This is a genomic window from Halomonas sp. G15 (assembly GCF_021282295.1).
GTDB classification, from domain to species: Bacteria; Pseudomonadota; Gammaproteobacteria; order Pseudomonadales; family Halomonadaceae; genus Halomonas; species Halomonas alimentaria.
Genome location: NZ_JAJSPA010000036.1, coordinates 1 through 22275, shown reverse-complemented (window position 1 = coordinate 22275; position 22275 = coordinate 1). Strand labels below are relative to the sequence as shown.

The 22275-nt window shown below is 62.5% G+C and carries 20 protein-coding genes, 1 pseudogene, 1 riboswitch and 1 other annotated feature; of the genes and pseudogenes, 10 read left to right on the top strand and 11 right to left on the bottom strand.

Features of this window, described 5'->3' with window-relative positions; all coding sequences use genetic code 11:
* Positions 1-7: 7 nt before the first annotated feature.
* The 3 genes from LWH48_RS14540 (at position 8) to LWH48_RS14530 (ending at position 4477) form a co-directional block, all read left to right on the top strand.
* Positions 8-1444 carry a DegQ family serine endoprotease gene (locus LWH48_RS14540; protein ID WP_043525352.1) on the top strand — a complete coding sequence of 479 codons (1437 nt, stop codon included), beginning with the start codon at positions 8-10 and terminating at the stop codon, positions 1442-1444.
* A gap of 949 nt (positions 1445-2393) precedes the next feature.
* Positions 2394-3320 carry a multicopper oxidase domain-containing protein gene (locus LWH48_RS14535; protein WP_208107412.1) on the top strand — a complete coding sequence of 309 codons (927 nt, stop codon included), beginning with the start codon at positions 2394-2396 and terminating at the stop codon, positions 3318-3320.
* The gene (locus LWH48_RS14530; protein WP_133483786.1) at positions 3320-4477 is read left to right on the top strand and encodes a ZIP family metal transporter; all 1158 of its coding nucleotides are present in this window, start codon (positions 3320-3322) and stop codon (positions 4475-4477) included. Before LWH48_RS14535 ends, LWH48_RS14530 begins: the two co-directional genes overlap by 1 nt.
* Before the next feature lie 510 nt (positions 4478-4987).
* Here the strand turns inward: LWH48_RS14530 and LWH48_RS14525 are convergent.
* The 7 genes and pseudogenes from LWH48_RS14525 to merT form a co-directional block, all read right to left on the bottom strand.
* The gene (locus tag LWH48_RS14525; protein WP_133483785.1) at positions 4988-5548 is read right to left on the bottom strand and encodes a manganese efflux pump MntP; all 561 of its coding nucleotides are present in this window, start codon (positions 5546-5548) and stop codon (positions 4988-4990) included.
* Between the two features lies 1 nt (position 5549).
* Positions 5550-5717: riboswitch (yybP-ykoY riboswitch) on the bottom strand.
* Positions 5718-5829: 112 nt separating this feature from the next.
* Complete coding sequence (locus LWH48_RS14520; protein ID WP_166637557.1) at positions 5830-6027, bottom strand: hypothetical protein; 198 nt, start codon at positions 6025-6027, stop codon at positions 5830-5832.
* Positions 6028-6221: 194 nt separating this feature from the next.
* Positions 6222-6338, bottom strand: a sequence feature (AL1L pseudoknot).
* Positions 6234-6564: pseudogene (locus tag LWH48_RS14515) on the bottom strand (transposase); the annotation flags it as partial. It overlaps the preceding feature by 105 nt.
* A gap of 117 nt (positions 6565-6681) precedes the next feature.
* Positions 6682-8331 carry a mercury(II) reductase gene (gene merA / locus LWH48_RS14510; RefSeq protein WP_232913103.1) on the bottom strand — a complete coding sequence of 550 codons (1650 nt, stop codon included), beginning with the start codon at positions 8329-8331 and terminating at the stop codon, positions 6682-6684.
* Positions 8324-8575, bottom strand: coding sequence for a mercury resistance system transport protein MerF (gene merF, locus LWH48_RS14505; protein ID WP_031218777.1), 252 nt, complete (start codon positions 8573-8575; stop codon positions 8324-8326). The genes merA and merF overlap by 8 nt, the downstream gene beginning before the upstream one ends.
* 2 nt (positions 8576-8577) lie before the next feature.
* The gene (merP, locus tag LWH48_RS14500; RefSeq protein ID WP_023007333.1) at positions 8578-8856 is read right to left on the bottom strand and encodes a mercury resistance system periplasmic binding protein MerP; all 279 of its coding nucleotides are present in this window, start codon (positions 8854-8856) and stop codon (positions 8578-8580) included.
* A 13-nt stretch (positions 8857-8869) separates the two neighbouring features.
* Positions 8870-9220 carry a mercuric ion transporter MerT gene (gene merT / locus LWH48_RS14495; protein ID WP_023007334.1) on the bottom strand — a complete coding sequence of 117 codons (351 nt, stop codon included), beginning with the start codon at positions 9218-9220 and terminating at the stop codon, positions 8870-8872.
* A gap of 73 nt (positions 9221-9293) precedes the next feature.
* Here merT and merR point away from each other — a divergent pair, with 73 nt between their 5' ends.
* Positions 9294-9746 carry an Hg(II)-responsive transcriptional regulator gene (gene merR / locus LWH48_RS14490; RefSeq protein ID WP_081712103.1) on the top strand — a complete coding sequence of 151 codons (453 nt, stop codon included), beginning with the start codon at positions 9294-9296 and terminating at the stop codon, positions 9744-9746.
* On the opposite strand, the gene LWH48_RS14485 is transcribed toward merR, so the two are convergent.
* From LWH48_RS14485 to LWH48_RS14470, 4 genes are all read right to left on the bottom strand, one after another.
* A complete protein-coding gene (locus LWH48_RS14485; protein WP_023007336.1) occupies positions 9715-10335 on the bottom strand; it encodes a class I SAM-dependent methyltransferase in 621 nt (206 codons plus the stop codon). The two genes, merR and LWH48_RS14485, sit on opposite strands and share 32 nt — an antisense overlap.
* A gap of 67 nt (positions 10336-10402) precedes the next feature.
* Positions 10403-12055 (bottom strand): multicopper oxidase family protein, encoded by a 1653-nt coding sequence (locus tag LWH48_RS14480; protein ID WP_023007337.1) that lies wholly within the window; start codon positions 12053-12055, stop codon positions 10403-10405.
* Positions 12056-12093: 38 nt separating this feature from the next.
* A complete protein-coding gene (locus LWH48_RS14475; RefSeq protein WP_133483784.1) occupies positions 12094-14493 on the bottom strand; it encodes a heavy metal translocating P-type ATPase in 2400 nt (799 codons plus the stop codon).
* A 100-nt stretch (positions 14494-14593) separates the two neighbouring features.
* A complete protein-coding gene (locus tag LWH48_RS14470) occupies positions 14594-15316 on the bottom strand; it encodes a cytochrome c biogenesis CcdA family protein (protein WP_133483783.1) in 723 nt (240 codons plus the stop codon).
* Between the two features lie 358 nt (positions 15317-15674).
* Here LWH48_RS14470 and LWH48_RS14465 point away from each other — a divergent pair, with 358 nt between their 5' ends.
* The 6 genes from LWH48_RS14465 to LWH48_RS14445 all read left to right on the top strand — a co-directional run bounded on the left by LWH48_RS14465 (position 15675) and on the right by LWH48_RS14445 (position 22145).
* A complete protein-coding gene (locus tag LWH48_RS14465) occupies positions 15675-16673 on the top strand; it encodes an IS5 family transposase (protein ID WP_232913102.1) in 999 nt (332 codons plus the stop codon).
* A 144-nt stretch (positions 16674-16817) separates the two neighbouring features.
* The gene (locus LWH48_RS14460; protein ID WP_232913109.1) at positions 16818-17429 is read left to right on the top strand and encodes a peroxiredoxin; all 612 of its coding nucleotides are present in this window, start codon (positions 16818-16820) and stop codon (positions 17427-17429) included.
* A gap of 82 nt (positions 17430-17511) precedes the next feature.
* Entirely contained in the window at positions 17512-17919 is a 408-nt protein-coding gene (locus LWH48_RS14455; RefSeq protein ID WP_087720525.1) for a heavy metal-responsive transcriptional regulator, read from the top strand.
* Positions 17920-18007: 88 nt separating this feature from the next.
* Positions 18008-20497: a heavy metal translocating P-type ATPase gene (locus LWH48_RS14450; protein WP_195688903.1), complete on the top strand. Its 2490-nt coding sequence runs from the start codon at positions 18008-18010 to the stop codon at positions 20495-20497.
* A 26-nt stretch (positions 20498-20523) separates the two neighbouring features.
* Positions 20524-20658 carry a hypothetical protein gene (locus LWH48_RS18290; RefSeq protein WP_023005305.1) on the top strand — a complete coding sequence of 45 codons (135 nt, stop codon included), beginning with the start codon at positions 20524-20526 and terminating at the stop codon, positions 20656-20658.
* A 233-nt stretch (positions 20659-20891) separates the two neighbouring features.
* Positions 20892-22145 carry an IS256 family transposase gene (locus tag LWH48_RS14445; RefSeq protein WP_232913101.1) on the top strand — a complete coding sequence of 418 codons (1254 nt, stop codon included), beginning with the start codon at positions 20892-20894 and terminating at the stop codon, positions 22143-22145.
* Positions 22146-22275 lie beyond the last annotated feature (130 nt).

Genomic DNA, 22275 nt, shown 5'->3' with positions numbered 1-22275 from the left:
ATCTCCCATGCCCCGGAAGGAGCCCATTGTGATACCTAAGCCTCACCCGCACACCTGGCTGATGAGCCTAGCTTTACTCTTGATGCTGGCGACGCCAGCCCTCGCCGAACCACGGCTGCCAGACTTCACAGAGTTGGTCGACAAGGCCGCGCCAGCCGTCGTCAACATCTCCACCTCACGGGAGATCGAGAGGTCCATGACATCCTCTCGGCAGTTTGGGGGGCAGGAGGTGCCGGAGATCTTTCGAGAGTTCTTCGGCGACCGCATCCCGATGCCACCCGGCGGTGCGCCCAATCGCAATGAGGAGCCACGTCAGTCACTGGGATCGGGCTTCATCTTCGATGAAGACGGCTACATCATGACCAACGCCCACGTGGTCAAGGACGCCGATAAGATCCTGGTGCGCCTGAATGGCCGGCGTGAGCTCGAGGCTGAGCTGGTCGGTGCTGATGAAAAAACCGACGTGGCGGTCCTCAAAGTCGAGGCGGACAATCTGCCGACCCTGGAGCTCGGTGAGTCCACCGATCTCAAGGTCGGCCAGTGGGTCGCCGCCATCGGCTCCCCCTTCGGCTTCGATCACTCGGTGACGTCCGGGATCATCAGCGCCATCAACCGCACCCTGCCTCAGGACGTCTATGTCCCCTTCATCCAGACCGACGTGGCGATTAATCCGGGTAACTCCGGAGGACCGCTCTTCAACCTGGATGGTGAAGTCGTGGGCATCAACTCCCAGATCTTGACCCGCAGCGGTGGCTACATGGGCCTCTCCTTCGCCATCCCCATCGATGTAGCACTGGATGTCGCCAACCAGCTGCGCGAAGAGGGTTACGTGAGCCGCGGCTGGCTGGGGGTCAGCATCCAGCCGGTGTCCAAGGACCTGGCGGAGTCCTTCGGCATGGAACAGGCCGAGGGTGCCTTGATCGCCGAGCTTGAGCCCGGCAGCCCTGGGGCGGAAGGCGGCCTCAAGGCCGGTGATGTCATCCTTGAGGTGAACGGCCAGGAAGTGGACCACTCCACCACGCTGCCGCGCCTGGTCGGTCAGACGAGTCCGGGGGAAGAGGTCGAGCTCAGGGTGCTGCGCGATGGTCAGCAGGAGACCATCACGGTGGAAGTTGGCGAGTGGCCGGATGCCGGTGCCGATCAGGCCGAGGGCGACCCGGTGCGCCTCGGGATCGTGGTTCAGCCGCTGAGTAGCATGGAGAAGCGCCGGCTTGGCATTGATCACGGGGTGCGCATCGCCAAGGTCGATCCGACCGGCCATGCCGCTGCCGCCGGCATTCGCCCCGGCGATGTGCTGGTCAGCCTGGGCCAGCAACCGATAGAGAGCCCGGAACAGCTGACGGAGTTGCTTACCAACCTGCCGGACGACCAAACGGTGCCGGTTCTTCTCAACCGCGACGGCCGTGCCTATTTCGTGGCCCTGCGAGTGGGCAATGGTGACTGACCGCGACTGAGTAGCGTTCAATACATCAGCACAGCGGCGCCCTGGCGAGTAGGATCGCTGGGGCGCTTCTTCAGAATCTCGTGCATTCTAATGCGCAGCTAGGTGGCCTACTCATTAAAAGAGTACCGCCAACCATCCGGCGGTGTTTTAGTTCAATTTTTTGTGCCCCAATGGCTGATTTCTTGTCAAGCTCCCACGCCACAGGGCACGTTCCTGCAAAGCCATGGTTCAAGCAACATCGAGGCCTTCCCAGGGCCCAATGTAGGCGTGATTTTGCTATGTTGTTGCCGTTTTGATCTCTCCCTTTTTGGTAAAGATCAACCCCAACTATGTGCTGGATGAGTGGTTATAAAAAACCTTAAACCATGACTGATAAGATGCGTACTCTCGGGGCATTTAGCCGATGATGCCGCGCTTTATTTGAACAATGAAGCCGATATCTTCGAGGTGCTTTAGGTACTCCCCAGGCGTTTCTCGCTACGGCTTTACTTTGCATATAACCCAGTTCCGGCCGCGACCGGGCAACATGCGATCCCACCAGCAGTTCCTGTATCGGTTGCGGCTGGTGCGGGTGAAGTGGCTGAGATGCCGTCCTAGCGAGCCTACGCCTCGTGGGCAAAACCGGACCAGCTGTTCCAGCTACTGCTCTTACCTGCTGCGCGGATCATGCAGCCGTGCTGAGCCTTCAGCGAAAGTGAAGTGATGATTGAAGAGCCGAGTGCGCTAATCCGAGCGCGATAAACTACAATGCTTATCAGAAGCATCCTTGTTCACCTTAGAGCGATAAGCGATGACAGGACGGCGTTTCGACCGCCGGGGTTTCCTCAAGGCGGGGGGCTGGGGCCTGATGTCAGCGATAGGCCTGTCGTCGGCCCGCGCAGCCACCGTTTCGGCATCAGTGACGACCTCTTCCTCCCCTGCCGGAAGCCACGGGGCTATGACGGGCAACATGATCACCCAAGGCGAGGTCGACCATGCACGCAATGGCTTCGATCCGACCGCCATGCTCACCGACTGGGATACCGGCAGGGTCAGCCGGCTGGCGAACGGGCAACGGCTGCGCGAGTACACGATCACCGCCATCGACAAGGAGATCGAGATCGCACCAGGGCTCTTCTTCCCGGCCTGGACCTACAATGGTCGGGTGCCGGGGCCGTCGCTGAGGGCCACCGAGGGCGACCGGATACGCATTCGCTTCGTCAACGCCGGCAGCCATGTGCACACTCTGCACTTCCATGGCATCCACTCGGCGCGAATGGATGGCGTGCCAGGCGCCGGCGAGGTAGCACCTGGGGAAGCCTTCACCTACGAGTTCGATGCCGAGCCCTTCGGCTGCCACCTGTATCACTGTCATTCGTTGCCGTTGAAACGCCATATCCACAAGGGTCTGTACGGTGCCTTTATCGTCGACCCGGATCCGCAACGGCATCCCGAGCATGAGCCGGCGGCTCGCTCACGCCTACTGGGCAGTGAGGCGAACGCGCGCTGGCAGGAGTTCGTGATGGTGATGAATGGCTTCGACACCAATTTCGACGAGGAGAACGAGATCTACGCGGTCAACTCGGTGGCGCATGCCTACGTGAATCGGCCCATTCGCCTCGAGCGGGCTCGCCCGGCACGGATATACCTGATTAACGTCACCGAGTTCGATCCAGTGAACTCCCTGCACCTGCATGCCAACTTCTTCGATTACTACGATCATGGCACGACCCTGACGCCGACCCTCAGGACCGTGGATACGGTGATGCAGTGCCAGGCGCAGCGGGGCATCCTGGAATTCTCCTTCGCCGACCACGAGCCGGGGCAGTACATGTTCCATGCCCACCAGAGCGAATTCGTGGAACTCGGCTGGATGAGTCTGTTCGAGGTGGTCTGATGCACCCGCGACTGTGGTTCTCGTTGCTGCTCCCCCCGCTGATGCTCGGCTTGGCGCTCCTGTGGTTCCAGATGACGCAGCCACTCGAATGGCTCGGCGTATCGCCACCGCCGCTCGAGGAACTGACCGTCGAGCGCACCATCATCGACGACGACGGCCTCGCCCTGAAGGTACGCGCGGGGGGATCGGAACCCATGCGCATCGCCCAGGTGCAGGTCGATGGTGCCTACTGGCGCTTCCACCAGGAGCCAGCTGGTGAGCTGTCCAGGGGGCAGGCCGCATGGCTGCAGATCCCCTATCCCTGGGTGGAGGACGAACTGCACGAGGTCACCCTGGTCACCGGCACAGGGGTCACCTTCGGGCACACCATCGAGGTGGCGGAGCCAACCCCACAGCCGAGCATCGAGCAGTTGTCCGGCTATGGCGTGCTCGGCCTCTTTGTGGGGGTCCTGCCGGTGGCGCTGGGCATGTGCCTGTTGCCGGCGCTACAGCATGCCGGCGCGAAGGGGTTCCAGTTCACCTTGGCCCTGACCTTGGGGCTGCTGGCCTTCCTGCTGGTGGACACCCTCGAGGCCGGGCTCGAACTCGCGGCCGAGGCGGCGTCGCTGTTCCAAGGGCCGGCCCTGGTCTGGCTGACGGCGCTGGTCGCCTTCCTGGCGCTGCTGGGGGTGGGGCGGCGCCACGGCCTGCCTCCGGAGGGTCGCATTCTGGCGTGGTATATCGCGCTGGGCATCGGGCTGCACAACCTGGGCGAGGGCCTCGCCATCGGTGGCGCCTTCGCAGCCGGTGCCGGGGCGCTGGGCACCTTCCTGGTGATCGGTTTTACGCTGCATAACCTGACCGAAGGCGTCGCCATCGCTGCTCCCCTGACGCGCCTGTCCATACCTGCCTGGATGTGGGTCGGACTAGTGGCCCTGGCCGGCTTGCCCGCGGTACTCGGCACTTGGCTGGGGGCCTATGCCTTCGCACCGCATTGGTCGGCGCTGTTCCTGGGGCTGGGAGCCGGCGCCATTCTACAGGTCTGCGTCGAAGTCGCAGATTATCTACGGCGAACCGCCGTGGCTGAGGCGATGTCGCCAGTCTCCGGCATTTCAGTGCTGGGTGTCACGGCCGGTGTCGGGATCATGTACGCCACGGCACTGCTCGTGCAGGTGTGACCTCGGGGCCACCTGTCCACTGATCGCCTCATTACACGAGGCTCGATCAACGGGGAGCAGCGACTCCCCAGAAATTGAAGGGTATAAGGAATACCTGGTTGATGTATTTTTTATTGCAAAAAAAAAGGGTATCCGGATTAATTGGTTGATAGCTGCTTGGTTTACAAGGTATATCCACAGAGCACCACGGAATAGAGGAGCAAGGGCCTCACCCCGCCGCGAGCCGATGTGCCGTTTCTTTGAGGTGGCTTCCAATCTCATCAATCGCCCTTCTACCTCGCCTGTTATGACGCCCCGACGCCGGCCTCGCTCACCGGGTCATGAACAGCAGCAGAATCAAGTGACCGAGGCGATGGCTTAGCCGATGGACCATGACAAGCAAACCAGCATGACAGCGAAAACCGTGGGAAGCCCCAAAATTCGGAAAAAACGTATTCTAAGCTCCGGTCGATTCTCAGCGTTCTGCGGGCGTAGGTAGTTAGGGTGATCGCTGGGAATGTACTGGTTTTATCAAGCTAAATGCTCATAGAGAACGATCGCACCCACAAAGACTAACACTGTGCCGCCTACAATCTCTGCCCAGCGCCCGACGAGCGTGCCGATAGCCCTTCCAAGCAGCACGCCGACAGTCACCATGGTCATTGTGGCCAAGCCAATGGCCAGCGAAGCGACAAGAATGTTGATCTCAATAAATGCCAAACTCACACCCACTGCTAGAGCATCGATGCTGGTGGCAATGGCGGTGACCATCAGGAGTAACAGGGAATGCTGTTTGGTTTTCTCGGCCTCTTCCTCAGGCACCTTGAAACCGTTGTACATCATGTATAAACCGAGGATTAGCAGCAGCGTGAAGGCAATCCAATGGTCCCAGTTCTCGATAAATTGCGAAGCGGCCTGGCCGACCAGCCAGCCGATGACGGGCGTAGTTGCTTCGACAATTCCGAAGATCATACCCATGCGCAGAGCTTCGGTAATGTGTGGCTTGTCTAGGCTCGATCCTTTACCGACAGCGGCGGCAAAGGCATCTGTAGACATGGCAATAGCGAGCATTACCAGTGAGAACGGATTCATAAACACTTCCAGCCGGGCATAGAGTCCATGGCATCTCCACACGCCCGGCTTTGACGTGGGTATACCGATGGTCTCGCCAACCGAAAGGTGTCCGTACCACGGCAAGTTACCGAGTATGTTGATACGGACGCTTCTGAGCGGTTCAGAAGCAGGCTACTCCCCAAAGGGTGCGAACATTATCAGGTCGAGATAAGGCGAATCAAGCGGCGCCACTGTTAGCAGGGCTGCTCAGCGCAGCCCTGTGAACCGCCTTGGCTTTCTCGGAGACCCGTTGGTTTCAGTCAGGCCGCCTTCTTGGCCTGACCCTGCTGCTCATAATACAGATCTTCTCGCTCGGCCGGTGGCATGTTGCCCGGCTCCAGGAGCCGCCGGTGGTTGAACCAGTCGACGGCATATTCAATCGGCCGTTGCAACATCTCGATATTGGAGGTGTTGCATGGGACGATCACCTGGCTGGGGCGCTGAACAGACGGGGGCACCGATGCGTTCGCCTGGCGGTCCGGACGTCAATCTGCGGGATACCAAGCGCGCGTTCTGGAGACGAATTACCAAGAGGCTATCGAGTGAGGAGGCAGCCGTGTAGTTTATCGCAGCCAACAGTCCCGCTGGACGCGGGGCGGTGCACGGTCAGGTTGAGTCTCGTCTCACGGCCTTTATGCTCGTAGTACCTCAATGGGGTAAACAGCAGCATCCGGTAGATCGGCTCGACCATGTACGACGCCCGGTGACCAACGATGAAGTCGAGCATCTCTTGCCGCGGCGATCGAACTCCACCTAGGCAAAATAGGCAGACGCCTCGCGAAGTATCCCGTTGGCTTGCCCCAACTCTCGGTTCTCACGCTCCAGCGCCTCGATTCGCTCACGCTCTGACGTCGTGGTGCCTTCACGGCGACCCGAATCACACTCGGTCTGCCGGGCCAGCTACGCAGCGTTTCCGGTGTCCAGCCGATCTTGGGGGCGATAATACCGATGGCCACCCACTGGCAGGGGTAGTCGGCCTCGTGATCGAAGACCATGCGGACCGCGCGCTCACGGACTTCAGGGGAGTATCGCTTTCATGTGCTTATGGTTCCATTCTCTCAAGGTTTGGAGTCTCCGGGAATCCCGGTACGGTTCGCTCAATCTCAGCCCGTTCACCCGGCACAGCATGACAACTGCGTCACGTCTTTGGTAAAAGTCTGGGCACAGAGCTTGATGCCTTCCACCATGGTGAGGTAGGGGAACAGTTCGTCGCCGATGGCCTGCACCGTCATGCGCGCGCGCAGCGCCAGAACAGCCGTCTGGATCAGCTCGCCGGCTTCGCCGGCCACCGCCTGTACCCCCAGCAACCGCCCCGTGTCGCGTTCGGCCACCAGCTTGATGAACCCACCGGTGTCGAAATTGACCAGCGCACGTGGCACGTTCGCCAGCTCGAGCACGCGGGACTCTACGCTGAAGCCCTGCTCCAGTGCTTCGGCTTCCGTCAGGCCGACGGTGGCCACCTGGGGGTCGGTGAAGATCACCGCCGGCATGGCACTGAGGTCCAGGGTGGCCTCGCCGCCGGTCATGTTGATCGCGGCGCGGCTACCCCCGGCGGCGGCGACGTAGACATACTCCGGCTGATCGGTGCAGTCACCGGCGGCATACAGGCCCGGTACGGTGGTCTGCAGATGCTCATCCACCAGAATCGCGCCACGCGCGGTCTCCACGCCGATGCTCGCCAGGTTCAGGGCCTCGGTGTTGGGTGTGCGGCCACTGGCCACCAGCAATTGCTCCGCCTGCAGGGTCCCGGCGTGGGTCTGCAGGGTGAACAGCTGGCCGTCGTGGCTCACTTCGCTGGCCTGTGTCTGCTTGAGGATCTCGATGCCCTCACGGCGAAACGCCGCTTCCACGGCCTCACCCACCGCCGGGTCTTCCTGGGACAGCACTCGGCTGCGGGCCAGCACAGTGACCCGGCTGCCCAGACGGGCGAAAGCCTGGGCCAGTTCCAGGGCCACCACCGAGGCCCCGATCACGATCAGCCGCTCGGGAAGGGTGTCCAGTTCCAGCGCACTGGTGGACGTGAGATAGGGGGTCTCGGCCAGCCCCGGCACCGGCGGTTCTGTCGGACGAGCGCCGGTGCCGATGAAGGCGCGATCGAAGCGGACGGTCTGCGCGCCGCCCTCATTCAGCTCGACCGTCAGGCTGCGGGCATCGACGAACCGGGCCTCGCCATGCAGGACCGTGATGGCCGGGTGGTCGCGCAGAATCCCCGCGTACTTGGCATCACGCAGTTCCTCGACACGCCCCAGCTGTTGCCTGAGCAGCTGTGCCCGGTCCACCACCGGTGCCTGGGCGCTCAAGCCGGCATCGAAGGGGCTCTCCTTTCGCAGATGCGCAATATGCGCCGCGCGGATCATGATCTTCGAGGGCACACAGCCGGTATTGACACAGGTACCGCCGAGAGTGCCGCGTTCGATCAGGGTGATCCGGGCGCCGCGTTCGGCGGCCTTCAGGGCCGCCGCCATGGCAGCGCCGCCACTGCCGATCACCGCGATGTGCGGGGCGTCTTCATCACGGCCCTTGGAAACCGATGCGCCTGTCGGGGAGGGTGTTTCACTGTTGGCCAGTCGGGCCTGATAGCCAAGTCGGGTCACGGCGAACGTCAACGCCGAGGCCGGTGTGCCCGGATCAACGGCTACCGATGCCGTCCCCTGAGGATAGGAGACCTCCACCGACTGTACGCCGGGCAGCTTCTCCAAGGCTTCCCTGACATGATCCGCACAGCGGTCACAGGTCATGCCACTCACGTTGAGTTCAATCATCACGTTTCTCCGAGTCTTTATGAGTAAAGCCGGCATCCTGCTTCCGCTTGTGGTGTCGCGCGTAGAGAGGCAAGCCGATGACGATGGCCAGGGCCAGGGCAGCGAAGAGCACGTAGTCGAGATAGCCTGTCAGCGCGGCCAGGCCCGCCGTGCCGGACAGAATCAGGACTATTGGCACGGCGCAACACAATCCCATCAGCATGCTGCCAAGCACGACGTTTGAAAATTTCCTCGGACCTTTCACACTTATTCCTTCACCGTCGAGGGATAACCTACATTGGCCGTGGCCTGGAGCAGGGCCTCAACCGTGGTCTTGGCATCATCGAAGGTGACCACGGCCTCACGATCCGGATAGCTCACGTCGATTTGCGAGACGCCGTCCACCTTGTTGAGTGCAGCCTTGACGGTGATCGGACAGGCGGCGCAGGTCATGCCCGGTACTGAGAGCGTCACGGTCTGCAGGGCCGCCATGGCGGGAGAGCTGAGCAGGGCGAGTATCGCGATGAGGGCGAAACGAGCTTTCATGGAGAACCTCCTCTCAATAGAACCAGGGCAAGGTGTAGGGAAAGACCAGCGCAGTCAGTACCAGTAGCGACACAATCCAGAACATGACCTTGTAGCCCGTCCTGACGCGTGGCACGGCACAAAGCTCACCTGGCTGGCACTTTTCCACTGGCCGGAAGATCCGGCGCCAGGCGAAGAACAGTGCCACCAGCGCCATACCGACGAAGAGTGGGCGGTAGGGTTCCAGGGCCGTCAGGTTGCCGATCCAGGCGCCGGAAATCCCCAGCATGATCAGCACCAGCGGGCCGAGGCAGCAGACCGAGGCAAGGAGGGCAGCAAGCCCACCGGCAGCCAGAGGCCCTTTCCCCGTTTTCGATGTAGACATTGCGCTTGCACCTTTCATGACCTTGTTTACTGGGATAAGGTTACATCCGTAGTCAGATACGGAGTCAAGCGTCATGAAGAGACAGGGGGATAGAGTAGCGGGCACTATGACCATTGGTGGCCTGGCCAAGGCGGTTGGCGTCAATGTCGAGACCATCCGGTATTATCAGCGCCGTGGGCTACTCTCAGAGCCCGAACGTCCTGCCGGCAGTATTCGCCGCTATGGCACAGCCGACGTCGCGCGGCTGACCTTCGTCAAAACCGGGCAGCGGCTGGGCTTCAGCCTGGACGAGATTGCCGAGCTGTTGCGATTGGAGGATGGCACTCATTGCCAGGAGGCCAGCACCCTCGCCGAGCATAAACTGCGGGATGTCCGTGAGAAGGTCGCCAGCCTCCAGCGTATCGAGCGGACACTGGACGAACTTGTACAGGCGTGTCATGAACAGGAGGGAAGTATCACCTGCCCGCTGATTGCGTCCTTACATGAGGGCTCGATCACAGGGGAACAGCGGCTCCCCAGAAATTGAAGCCAGCGAACCGCGGAACTTTCGGTAGATAGCCCGTCTCCATTCGCTGGATACGGAAGCCAGCGTGCTCGATGAGCTCGGGGATGGCACGGTTGAGATGGCAGCCCCCCGCCACCTTGCGCCACAGGGGGTTGACGCGATCCTGCCACTGGCGCACGGCCTCATCAGGTGCCGTGCCGTGTTCGCAGAACAGCAGTTGGCCACCCGGCTTGAGCACGCGACGCATCTGCTCCAGCGCCCGGTGCCAGTCCGGAATCGTGCAAAGGGTGTAGGTGAGCACCACGGTATCGACACTGTTGTCGTCGAGAGGAACCTCCTCGCCCGGCAGGTCCAGCCAGCGCACCTCGAACGGTGCGCCGATGACGTTGTGGCGGGCCTTGCGTCGCATGCCTTCGGAAGGCTCGAGCCCCCAGACCAGCTCGACCCGGTCCGGATCGTAGTGGGGAATATTGAGCCCGGACCCCATACCCACCTCCAGAACACGGCCCCGGGCTTGCGGCACCACGGCCGCCCGCTGACGATCGACCACCGTGTTGCCACACGCCAGGTGGAGGAAATGCGGCAGAACACGATTCTCGTAGAAGGACATCTGTATCGTCATCCCGTGTGGTTGCCAGGTGATCGAAATACGGTGTGATCGAAACCAGACCGGTTCGTTATGCCACCACCTTGAAGTAGCGCATCATACCGGCATCCTCATGCTCCATGTTGTGGCAGTGGTACATGTAGAACCCCTCGAAGTCCTTGAAGGTCAGAGCGATGCGCACCCGTTCCTCTGGGAACACCAGCACCGTGTCATGCAATCCCGCGTCGATGATCCCATCGTGCAGGTCCGTCTTGCCGCCCGCCGATATCCGCTCCTGAACCAGGAATTGCAGTCCATGAACGTGCATGGGGTGCGGCATCATGGTGTTGTTGACGAACTCCCAGATCTCCGTCTGCGCCAGCCGGACGATCTCGTCATCTGCCACCGTCGCGCCCTCCATCTGCCGGCCGTTGATCGTGAACCCCTGCATCATGCGCATGCCCAGCTCGAAGCGGCGTACTGGCGTATCGGCCTGAACCGGGGAGGCCGGCAGGTCTTGAGCCAAGCGTTCCGGCAGGGTTTCCGCATCGTTCGCCCGTGCGACGACGGCGAAGGTAACTAGCGAGAGCCGCTCGCTTCCCATCATGTCGCGCATCATGCCTCGATCCATCATCTCGCCCATTCGATCACCCATCATCCCTCGATCCATCATGCCGCCCATTCGATCGCCCATCATGCCCCGGTCCATCATGTCGCCCATTCGCTCGCCCATCATGCCGAGTTGGTACTCCTCGCTCACCAGCTGTACGGACTCTCCCGGCTCGGTGTCGCCAAAATCGACCCACAGATCGATCCGTTGGGCCGGCGCCAGTGTGACCGAGCGGCGCCGCTCGGGCTTGGCGAGCAGGCCACCGTCGGTGCCGATGACGGTCACCGCCCGGCCATCGCTCCAGGCCAGCTTGTAGATGCGCGAGTTGGAGCCGTTGAGCAGGCGCAATCGATATGGCTGCGTGGACACCTCGCGTCGCGCGTCCGGGTGGCCGTTCACCAGTACCCGCTCCCCGCGAAAGCCCTGCATGCGGGTCATCATCGCCCCCATGCCACCATCGTCGATGTACTGAAGCTCATTGCCATTGCTAAAGGTGCGATCCTGCAGGATGAGGACCAGTTCCCGCTCTCCGTCGGGGAGCTCCAAGGCACGCTCGGCGTCGTCGTTGATGATCAGTGGACCGGCAAGGCCGGCGTAACTCTGAAAGCCGACCCGGCCACCGTTGGGGCCGTGAGGATGGGGGTGGTACCAGTACAGACCGGCGCGATCCACGACATCGAAGGCGAGCGTCGTGCTCGTCGCCGGAGCGATCGGCAGGCGCGGCTGACCGTCCATTTCTGGCGGCACGTGCAGCCCATGCCAGTGCACGGTGGTGTCTTCGGGGAGATCGTTGTCGATGCGTACCCGCAAGCGCTGACCACGACGCAGGCGAATCAATGGCCCCGTATAACTCTCACCCACGGGCGTCAGGGTATCTTCAGGCCCGACGATTCGCTCGGCCGTGTAGCGCCAGACGTCGCTGGGCGCACCGGGCAGGATAGCCACCTTGTCCGGGTGGGCTCGCACACGCAGGTCGACGTCGAAGGGCCCCTCCATGGCCGTCGACGCGGACGCCGCCCGCAGAGCGGGGCGATATCCCCCGAGCCATACCCCGGCCCCCACCAGGGTCGACAACGCCGCCACACCGCCGATGCGGCGCAATACGCTACGTCGCTGCAGGTCGACATAAGCCATGATGCTCCCCCTCTTCTATGGTTGTCGGCGGCCCCGGCTCATAGCTTGGCGGCGCGTAGCCTCAGTGCGTTGGCGATGACCGAGACCGAGCTCAGGCTCATCGCGGCGGCGGCGTAGATGGGACTGAGCAGCCAGCCGGTGAACGGAAACAGCACCCCGGCGGCCAGAGGCACCCCCAGGCTGTTGTAGACGAAGGCGAAAAACAGGTTCTGGCGGATATTGCGCATCACCCGGCGACTGAGATGGCGGGAGCGAACAATGCCGGAGAGATCCCCTCTCACCAGGGTCACCCCCGCGCTCTGGATGGCGACATCGGTCCCCGTGCCCATGGCGATACCGACGTCAGCCTCGGCCAGGGCGGGGGCGTCATTGACGCCGTCGCCGGCCATGGCGACCACGCGCCCGGCCTCGCGATGCTCGCGCACGATACGCCCCTTATCTTCCGGCAGTACGTCCGCTTCAATTTCGTCGATACCAAGTTGGCGCGCCACGGCTTCGGCGGTGGTACGGTTGTCGCCGGTGAGCATAACCAGGCGCAGGCCATCCTCTTTGAGCGTCCGGATCGCCTGTGCGGTGGTTTCCTTGATCGGGTCCGCGACACCGATGAGTCCCATGACCTGATCATCGGCCACCAGGAACATCACGGTTTGCCCTTCGGCTTGCAGCGTCTCGGCACGCTGCGTCCATTCCCGCGCCTCCACACCACGTGTTTCGAGCAGCCGGGCATTGCCAAGCGCAAGCTCGCGTCCTTCGACCCGACCGGTGACCCCCATGCCGGTCACCGCCTCGAAATCGCTGGCATCGCTCAGCTCGACATGATGCTCTTGCGCAGCACTGACAATGGCCTCGGCCAACGGATGTTCGCTGCCTCGCTCGAGGCTGCCGGCAAGTTGCAGCAACTGCGTTTCATCGCTGCCGGAAACGGGCTCGAGGGATACGACCCGGGGTTTACCCTCGGTGAGGGTGCCGGTCTTGTCGACGACCAGGGTGTCGACTTTCTCGAAACGTTCCAGTGCCTCGGCATTCTTGATCAACACGCCCGCCCGGGCCCCGCGACCGACCCCAACCTGGATCGACATCGGCGTCGCCAAGCCGAGCGCACAGGGACACGCGATGATCAGCACCGATACCGCGGCGATCACCGCGTAGGCCATCGCCGGCGGTGGCCCCCAGATCCCCCAGGCAATAAATGCCAGGATCGCCACGGTAACCACCGCGGGGACGAAATAGCCGGCGACCACGTCGGCAAGCCGCTGCACGGGCGGCTGCGAACGCTGCGCTTCGGCCACCATCTCCGCGATCTTCGAAAGCACCGTGTCCTCGCCGACCTTGTCGGCGCGCATGACGAAGCTGCCCTGACCATTCACGGTGCCGCCGATGACCGTGTCGCCCTCGCGCTTCTCGACGGGAAGGGACTCCCCGGTCACCATCGACTCGTCCAGCGTGCTGTGGCCCTCGAGCACCTCGCCATCGACCGGCACCTTGTCACCGGGGCGTACCCGTAGACGGTCACCGGTACACAGCTCGTCGAGCGAGACCTCCTCGTCATTGCCCTCGGCATCGATGCGTCGTGCGGTCGGCGGCGCGAGATCGAGGATCGCGCGCAGCGCACTGCCGGTCTTCTCGCGGGCGCGGGCCTCGATCACTTGACCGAGCAGGATCAGCACGACGATCACCGCCGCCGCCTCGAAATACACGCCGACCGAGCCATCGGCGTCACGGAAAGTGGCCGGGAAGACCGCCGGGGCGAGCGTGGCGACGACACTGTAGCCATAGGCCGCCCCCACACCGAGGGCGATCAGCGTGAACATGTTGAGGTTGCGGGAGACGAGAGACCTCCAGCCACGCAGGAAGAATGGCCATCCGGCCCATAGCACCACGGGCGTAGCAAAGATCAGTTCGATCCAGTGCCCGCCGCCGGCGGGCAGCACCTCGTCCAACCCAGGGCCGATGCCGGGCAGCATACTGCCCATGGCGACGAACAGTACCGGCAGCGTCAGCAGGCCGCCCACCCAGAAACGTCGGAACATGTCGAGGAACTCGGCGCTGCGTTCCTCTCCGGAAACGCGGGTGGGCTCGAGTGCCATGCCACACTTGGGGCAGTCGCCGGGCTCATCCTGCCGCACCTCCGGATGCATGGGGCAGGTATACTGGACCCTCGACGGTGGTTGCGGCTTGACGGGTTCCAGCGCCATGCCGCACTTGGGACACTCCCCCGGCTCGTCGCTCTCCACGCCAGAACACATGGGGCAGAAATAATTGGCCTTGCCACTGGGCTTCGACGCAGCCGCCGAGGTGGCGGCAAGCACGACGCCCGGATCCCCGCGAAAGTGCTCGGCGCACTGCTTGCTACAGAAATGGTAACGCTCACCGCGATGCTCGACGCTCTCCGTCGAGGCGGGATCGACGCTCATGCCACAAACGGGGTCTTTTTCCATGACGAACCCTCCATTGTACAAAAGGTTCCTGTTGCGTGGTCGGTGGCCTTTCTCCTCGCTGATATGAACAGGTTACACCTTGCCACCGCCGCCGACCCGACTACCCCAGTGTCGCCAGCGAGGGAAACCAGTCGACCATGATGCTGGAAAGCCGCGTCATGGTGCCCGAGACGATGGCGATGCCCATCAGGATCACGATCGTGCCGGCAACTGGGCGAGCATAGGCGCTCCACCTACCCAGACTTTGCCGATGCAGGGCGAATCGATTGATCAGCAGGGTGCTGGCGAGAAAAGGCAGCGCCAGGCCCGCCGAGTAGGCGCTGAGATAGAGCATGCCGGCCTGGGCACTGGCGGCGCTGGAGGTGGCCATCAGGATGGCGCCCAGGATGGGGCCGATACAGGGCGTCCAGCCGATGGCGAAGGAGACCCCGAACACCGTCGCCGACAGCGGGGAGCCACCCTGGACCTTCGGTGTGAACTGAAGGGTGCGCTGGAACAGCGGCAACCGGAACACACCGGTCATGAACAGGCCCAGCACGATCACCGCCGAGCCGGCGACCCAGTTGAATTCCTGGCGATACCCCCGCATCAGCTGGCCGATACCACTGGCGCCGAGTCCCAACAGGATGAACACGATGCTGAAGCCGAAGACGAAGAAGGCACTGAGGATCAATGCCTCCAGGCGTCTATCGGCCTTGCCGGCACTCCCGCCCGTGACCACCGACAGGTAGGCCGGCAACAGCGGCAAGGTGCAGGGCGAGAAGAAGGAGACCAACCCGCCGGCGAAGGCACCGATCAGACCGATAGAAGAGAGAGATTCCAAGGCGTTACGCTTCCTGGGGGGCAAGGTGCTGGGCGCGAAGCAGCCTGGGGCCAGCCGCCTGCTTCGCATTTGGTTCGGCGGATGATTCTAAAGGTTGTGTCTACCTCAAGGTCAATCACGAATAAATGACTATCGATATAATCTAAAGAGATAACCCACCTTCCTTCGAAAGCCCTTGACCTTAAAGTTGACTTCAAGGTTATCGTGCGTAGTGCATCATCCGACACTTGCCATAGATAAGGATAGCGAGATGACCCTACAGCTAGGGAAACGCTGCACAAATCCCGCCGACAGCTGCCTGGCAGCCGTCGGCGGGGTAAAATCTGGCTACCCTGTCACCACCTGACCGAGCCACCCGATGAAGCAGATCTCTTTCGCCCAGGCAGAGCACCAGAACAAGAAGAAAGTGACCCGCCGCGAGCGGTTCCTGGCCCAGATGGAGGTGCTGGTGCCTTGGCAACGGCTCATCGACGCGCTGTCGCCGTCCTACTTCCCGAACGCAGCGGGCAAGCGCGGCCGCCCGCCTATTGGCTTGGAGCGCATGCTGCGGATCTACTTCTTGCAACAATGGTATGCGCTCGCCGACGAGGCGCTCGAAGATGCGATCTACGATAGCCAGGCGATGCGGGACTTCGTGGGTATCGATTTGGCCATCGAGAGCGTACCGGACGCGACCACGCTGCTGCGCTTCCGTCGTCTGTTGGAGAAGCATGCGCTGACCCAGCGGATCTTCGAAGAGATCAACGCCCACTTGGCTGAGCAGGGCCTGTTCATGCGCGAGGGCACCATCGTCGACGCCACCATCGTGGCAGCGGCTCCTTCCACCAAGAACAAGGCCAAGCAGCGCGATCCGGAGATGAAGCAGACCAAGAAGGGCAACCAGTGGTACTTCGGCCTGAAGGCCCATATCGGTGTCGATGCCGTCACCGGACTGACTCACAGTGTCGTCGCGACCTCGGCCAACGTCGCCGATGTCACTATGGCCGGTGCTCTGGTCCGGGAGGATGACAAGCGGGTATACGGCGACGCGGGTTACACCGGCATGTGGAAGCATCTCGACGAAGAGAAGGATGCCCCGGATTCCAAGTGCTGCGTTGCCGCCAAGCGCGGCGCGATCAAGAAGATGGACGACAGCCCGATGAAAACGCTCCTCCTGGCAATCGAGAAGGCCAAGGCCAGCATCCGCGCCAAGGTGGAGCACCCGTTTCATGTCATCAAGAACCTCTTCGGCTACCGGAAGGTTCGTTACAAGGGGCTGGCCAAGAACCAGGCGCAGCTGTTCACCCTGTTCGCCCTCGGCAACCTGGTGCTTGCGAGAAGGTGCGAGGGGGATGCCGACGGGGCCAGTGTGTCTTGAATTTGGCTTGGCAGCCGGAAAACCGGCTGCCAGGAAAAACGGGCCACTTGAAGTGGTCATGTAATGACCGCTGAGACGATGATCTGGCCAGGCTGAACGGTTCAGCCGCGCAGAACCGATTTATTCAGTGGTTCCCTAGGGGAGATAGCTCCCGATTTCACGGTCGAATCCACCGAAGGCACGCTTGGCTTTCATCAGTGGCTGGGCAAGGACTGGGCCGTGCTGTTCTCGCACCCCGCCGATTATACGCCAGTCTGCACCACGGAACTGGGCGCATTTGCCAGGCGCAAGGACGAGTTCGCCGCGCGTGGTGTCAAGCTGGTGGGGGTGTCGGTCGACCCCCTCGCTTCTCACCACGACTGGGCGGAGGATATCGAGCAGACCCAGGGCGCGGCCCTGAACTACCCCCTGCTGGCGGACGCGGACCAGGTGGTGGCTCAGTTGTATGGAATGATCCATCCGAAAGCCGACCCCAAGGTGACGGTGCGTACCGTCTTCATTATCGATTCCGACAAGAAAATCCGCCTGACCTTGACCTACCCGCCCAGCACCGGGCGTAACGTCGACGAGATCCTGCGGGTCATCGACTCGCTCCAGCTAACCGACAAGCACAAGGTGGCCACACCCGTCGACTGGCAAAACGGTGACGATGTCATCATCTTGCCGTCGCTCTCGGATGACGACGCTAAAGAACGTTTCCCCGAGGGTTGGAACGCCAAGACGTCCTACCTGCGAGTCGTGCGTCAACCGGACTAACGGAGCCACGGCTCGCGAATCAGGCCGCCTGTCCCAGACGGCCTGTCGGAAGCTCCGATTCACAGTGTCGTGAGGTGAAGCCATGCAAACACTCAGTATCGGCGAGCTTGCCGAACGCAGCGGGGTCGCCAGCCAGGCGATTCGTTTCTACGAGAAAGAGAAACTCATGCCCGCCCCCCAGCGGACGGACGCCAATTATCGGCGTTATCCCCTGGATGCCGTGGCCAGGCTGCAATTCATCGTCCATGCCAAGCAGTGGGGCTTCACGCTCGAGGAAATCCGTGAGCTGTTGATCCTCCAGGATGCCAACGGCGACCGGGCGCAGGCCAAGCGCATCGCCGGAGAGAAACTGCACAAGATCCGCGAGCAAATTCGACATCTCTCGCGGATCGAGGCCGTGTTGTCGAAAACACTCGACGAATGTGCGGGCGAAGGGCCGATGCAGGAAGGCTGCCCGATCGTCGAGGCCATCGCCGAGAAGGCCGAATGAGCGACATCGTCGCCTCCGGCAGTGTAACGCCGGAGTCCCGAAGCGCGCACGCCGGGCCGGCAGGTAACTAAGCCAGGAGACCACAGTAATGACGGAAAACGTCGATATCGAGATTCGGGGTATGTCCTGTGCGTCCTGCGTCGGACGGGTGGAGCGGGCCCTCGGCCAGCAGCCGGGCGTGATTAACGCTCAGGTGAACCTGGCCACCCAGAAGGCGACGATCCAGATGGAGGGAGGCTCCACGACGGCCAGCCTGCTCGACGCTATCGAAACGGCGGGCTATCAGCCGGTGGTGGAGAGCCTCGAGATTCCCGTCACCGGCATGAGCTGCGGATCCTGCGTCTCGCGGATAGAACGAGCGCTCGGCAAGCTGCCCGGCATGGTGGAGGTGAGTGTCAATCTCGCCACCCAGAAGGCCTTCGTCCGTTTCCTGCCGGGGACCGTATCGCTGGCACGCATTCAGCATGCCATCCGCGAGGCGGGCTATGAACCGCAGGAAACCGAGTCGCAGCAGCAGGCGGACGACGAGGATCGCGAGGGACGACAGCTTCTCCACCGGGTCATGCTCGCGGCAGTGCTCACCATCCCGGTGGTCATCATCGCCATGGGAAAAGTGATTCCCGCCTTTGATGCGCTCTTGGCGAGCATGATGCCGCATCGCGGCTGGATGGGCGTCGAGTGGCTGCTGACCACGCCCGTGCAGTTCTATGCCGGGGCACGCTTCTATCGCGGTGGCTATGCCGAACTCCGGCATCTCAACCCGGGCATGAACAGTCTGGTCATGATCGGCTCGAGCGCCGCCTACTTCTATTCGGTCGCCGCCCTGCTGGTGCCCGGCTTTTTCCCGGCTGGTACCGCCGTGAGCTACTTCGAGGCGGCAGCGGTGATCGTGACGCTGATCCTGTTGGGACGCTACTTCGAGCACATCGCCAAAGGCCGCACCTCCGAGGCGATCAAGAAGCTCCTGCAGTTGCAGGCAAAAACCGCCCGCGTCATTCGCGATGGTGAAGCGGTCGAGGTGCCGATCGAGGCCGTCGTGCCCGGTGATCGCATCCTGGCCCGCCCGGGCGAGCGCATCCCGGTGGATGGCATCGTTGAGGAAGGCCATTCCTTCGTCGACGAGTCGATGATCAGTGGCGAACCGGTACCGGTTGCCAAGCAGCAGGATGCCGAAGTCGTCGGCGGCACCATCAACAAGAACGGCGCGCTTACCTTCCGCGCCACGCGGGTCGGTGCCGACACCGTGCTGTCGCAGATCGTCAAGATGGTGGAAGCGGCCCAGGCCGAGAAGCCCCCGATCCAGCAACTGGCCGACAAGATCGCCGGGGTGTTCGTGCCCGCAGTGATCGTCATCGCCCTGATCACTTTCGGGGTGTGGTTCGCCTTCGGGCCGGCCCCGGCGCTGTCCTTCGCCTTCGTTACCACGGTGAGCGTGCTGCTGATCGCCTGCCCCTGCGCGATGGGCCTGGCCACCCCGACCGCGATCATGGTCAGTACCGGCAAGGGGGCCGAGATAGGAGTGCTGTTTCGCAAGGGCGCGGCGCTTGAGACGTTGGCCAAGATGGATACCGTCGTGCTCGACAAGACCGGCACCCTGACTCAGGGGCGACCCGAGCTGACCGACTTCGAAGTGATCGAGGGGCACGAGAACGAGGTGCTTCGCCTTGTCGCGGCGGTGGAAGCCCAGAGCGAACACCCCATCGCCGAGGCCATCGTGCGTGGTGCCCGAGCACGTGGACTCGAGCTGCCGGCCGTCAGCCATTTCAGCGCCGAGCCGGGCTACGGCATCGAAGCCGACGTCGCCGGTCACCGGCTTCACATAGGGGCCGATCGCTACATGAACCGGCTCGGGATTGGGCTCGGCAAGGCGGAAGAGCGCGCCAAGGCGCTTGCCGAGGATGCCAAGAGCCCCCTCTATGCCGCGGTGGACGGCCGACTCGCCGCGGTCATCGCGGTGGCCGATCCGCTCAAGGAGGGCTCGGTCGAAGCCATTTCAGCACTCAAGGCGCAGGGGCTGGAGGTGGCCATGCTCACCGGCGACAACCGTGGTACGGCCGACGCCATCGCTCGTCAAGTTGGCATTCAGCGCGTACTCGCCGAGGTGTTGCCTGACCAGAAGGCGGACGAGATCAAGCGACTACAGGCCGAGGGCGGCAAGGTCGCCTTCGTGGGCGACGGGATCAACGATGCCCCGGCGTTGGCGCAGGCCGACGTGGGCATCGCCATCGGTACCGGGACGGATATCGCCATCGAGGCCGGCGACGTAGTGCTGATGCGTGGCGACCTGAGGGGAATCGTCAATGCCGTGGCGCTCTCCAAGCGTACCCACCGGACCATCATCGGGAATTTCGTCTGGGCCTATGGCTACAACGTGGCGCTGATCCCCGTGGCGGCGGGCGTGCTCTATCCGTTCATCGGCGTATTGCTCAGCCCCATGCTGGCGGCAGCCGCCATGAGCGTCTCCAGCGTCTTCGTGTTGACCAACTCGTTGCGGCTACGCCGCTTCACGCCGGATATCGATGACGCTTCGCCGGTGACGAGCGGTGAACCCCAGACAGGTCAAGTCCACCAGGCCTAAGCAGCGAAAGTCAACAGGAGACCAGGATGATGGGAAGCGAAGCATGCACGTGGGGGATGGCGGGGATGGGGCTCATTTCCATCCTGCTGATTATTGCGTTGGTGCTTGGCGTCGCCGCGCTCGCCAAGTATCTGTTCTTCGGAAAGAAGCGTGATAGCTGACAACCAATCGCTACGACAGGTTCGATTCCCCGGGTTGATCAGAGAGCGATGAAGAGGCCGTTCATGAAGAAAATCATCTACTCCACTTATTGCCTTGCTGTTGTAGGGCTGTTCGGTCTCATTACGCTCCCCGCGAGTTAAGCTCAAGTCTGGTGTATGGGAGGAGGTAGGAAGGGTGGCGTATCCTGTTGATTGATCACGACCAAGATCTCAACCAACAGAGTGGATACGCCATGACCGATTCTACCCTCCGGGCTCTTTCACAACTAGAACCCCAGGTCGCTGACCCGCTGCATGAGCTGCTGCGCCAAGGCGCCCGTGACCTGATTGCCAAGGCTGTCGAGGCTGAGCTGGCCACCTTCCTGGCGCAATATGCCGATCAGCGGCTCGACGATGGCCGCCAGGCTGTGGTCCGCAACGGCTACCTGCCCGAGCGCACGATCCAGACTGGGATCGGGGATGTCAGCGTGCGGGTGCCCAAGGTGCGTGACCGCAGCGCAGGTGGCGCTCGCTTCAACAGCAGCCTGCTGCCGCCCTACCTGAAGCGTGCCCGCAGCATCGAGGAGCTGATCCCCTGGCTCTACCTGAAGGGGATCTCCACCGGCGACTACCAGGAGGCCCTGGCGGCGCTGCTGGGCGACCAGGCCAAGGGCCTGTCGGCCAACACCGTGTCACGACTCAAGAAACAGTGGGAAGACGAGCACACCGAGTGGCGGAAGCGGGACCTGGCCGACCGGCGCTACGTTTACTGGTGGGCCGACGGAATCTACAGCAACGTTCGAATGGATGACCGCCTGTGCCTGCTGGTGATCATCGGTGTCACCGAGCAGGGCCGTAAGGAGTTGGTAGCCGTCGAGGATGGGCGACGCGAGTCGGAAGCCAGCTGGAAAGAGCTTCTCACGGGGCTACGCGAACGCGGGCTGACCACGGCCCCCAAGCTCGCGATCGGCGACGGCGCCATGGGCTTCTGGGCCGCGCTGAGCAAGGTCTATCCGGAGACCGACCACCAGCGTTGCTGGGTCCACAAGACCGCCAACGTACTGAACAAGCTACCGAAATCCGTGCAGCCCAAGGTCAAGGCCGACCTCCACGAGATCTGGATGGCCGAGACCCGCGACGAGGCACATAAGGCCTTCGATCGCACGCTGAAGCGCTTCGAGGGCAAGTACCCCAAGGCGATGGCGTGTCTGGCCAAGGATCGTGAGGAACTGCTGGCGTTCTATGACTACCCGGCAGAGCACTGGGTGCATATCCGCACCACCAACCCGATCGAGTCGACCTTCGCCACGGTCCGCCTGCGGAGCAAGCGGAGCCGGAGCTGTGGCTCCCGGGCAACGACCCTGGCGATGGTCTTCAAGCTGCTTCAGAGCGCTCAGAAGCGCTGGAAGCGGATCAAGGGGTTCAACAAGCTGGAGCTGGTCGTGAATAACGTCAAGTTCCAGGATGGTGAGCCCTCGACCGATCAGTCAGACAGGACTGCCGCCTGACCACCATCCACCAGATTTGAGTGCGCCAGGCAAAGCCTGGACATCCGGGAAACCGAGAAGGTGGAAAGGATGTCGTGAAACCCAGTGGGTGAAAGTCCCACCCGGCCAAGGCTAGCCACCAGCCGGCAGC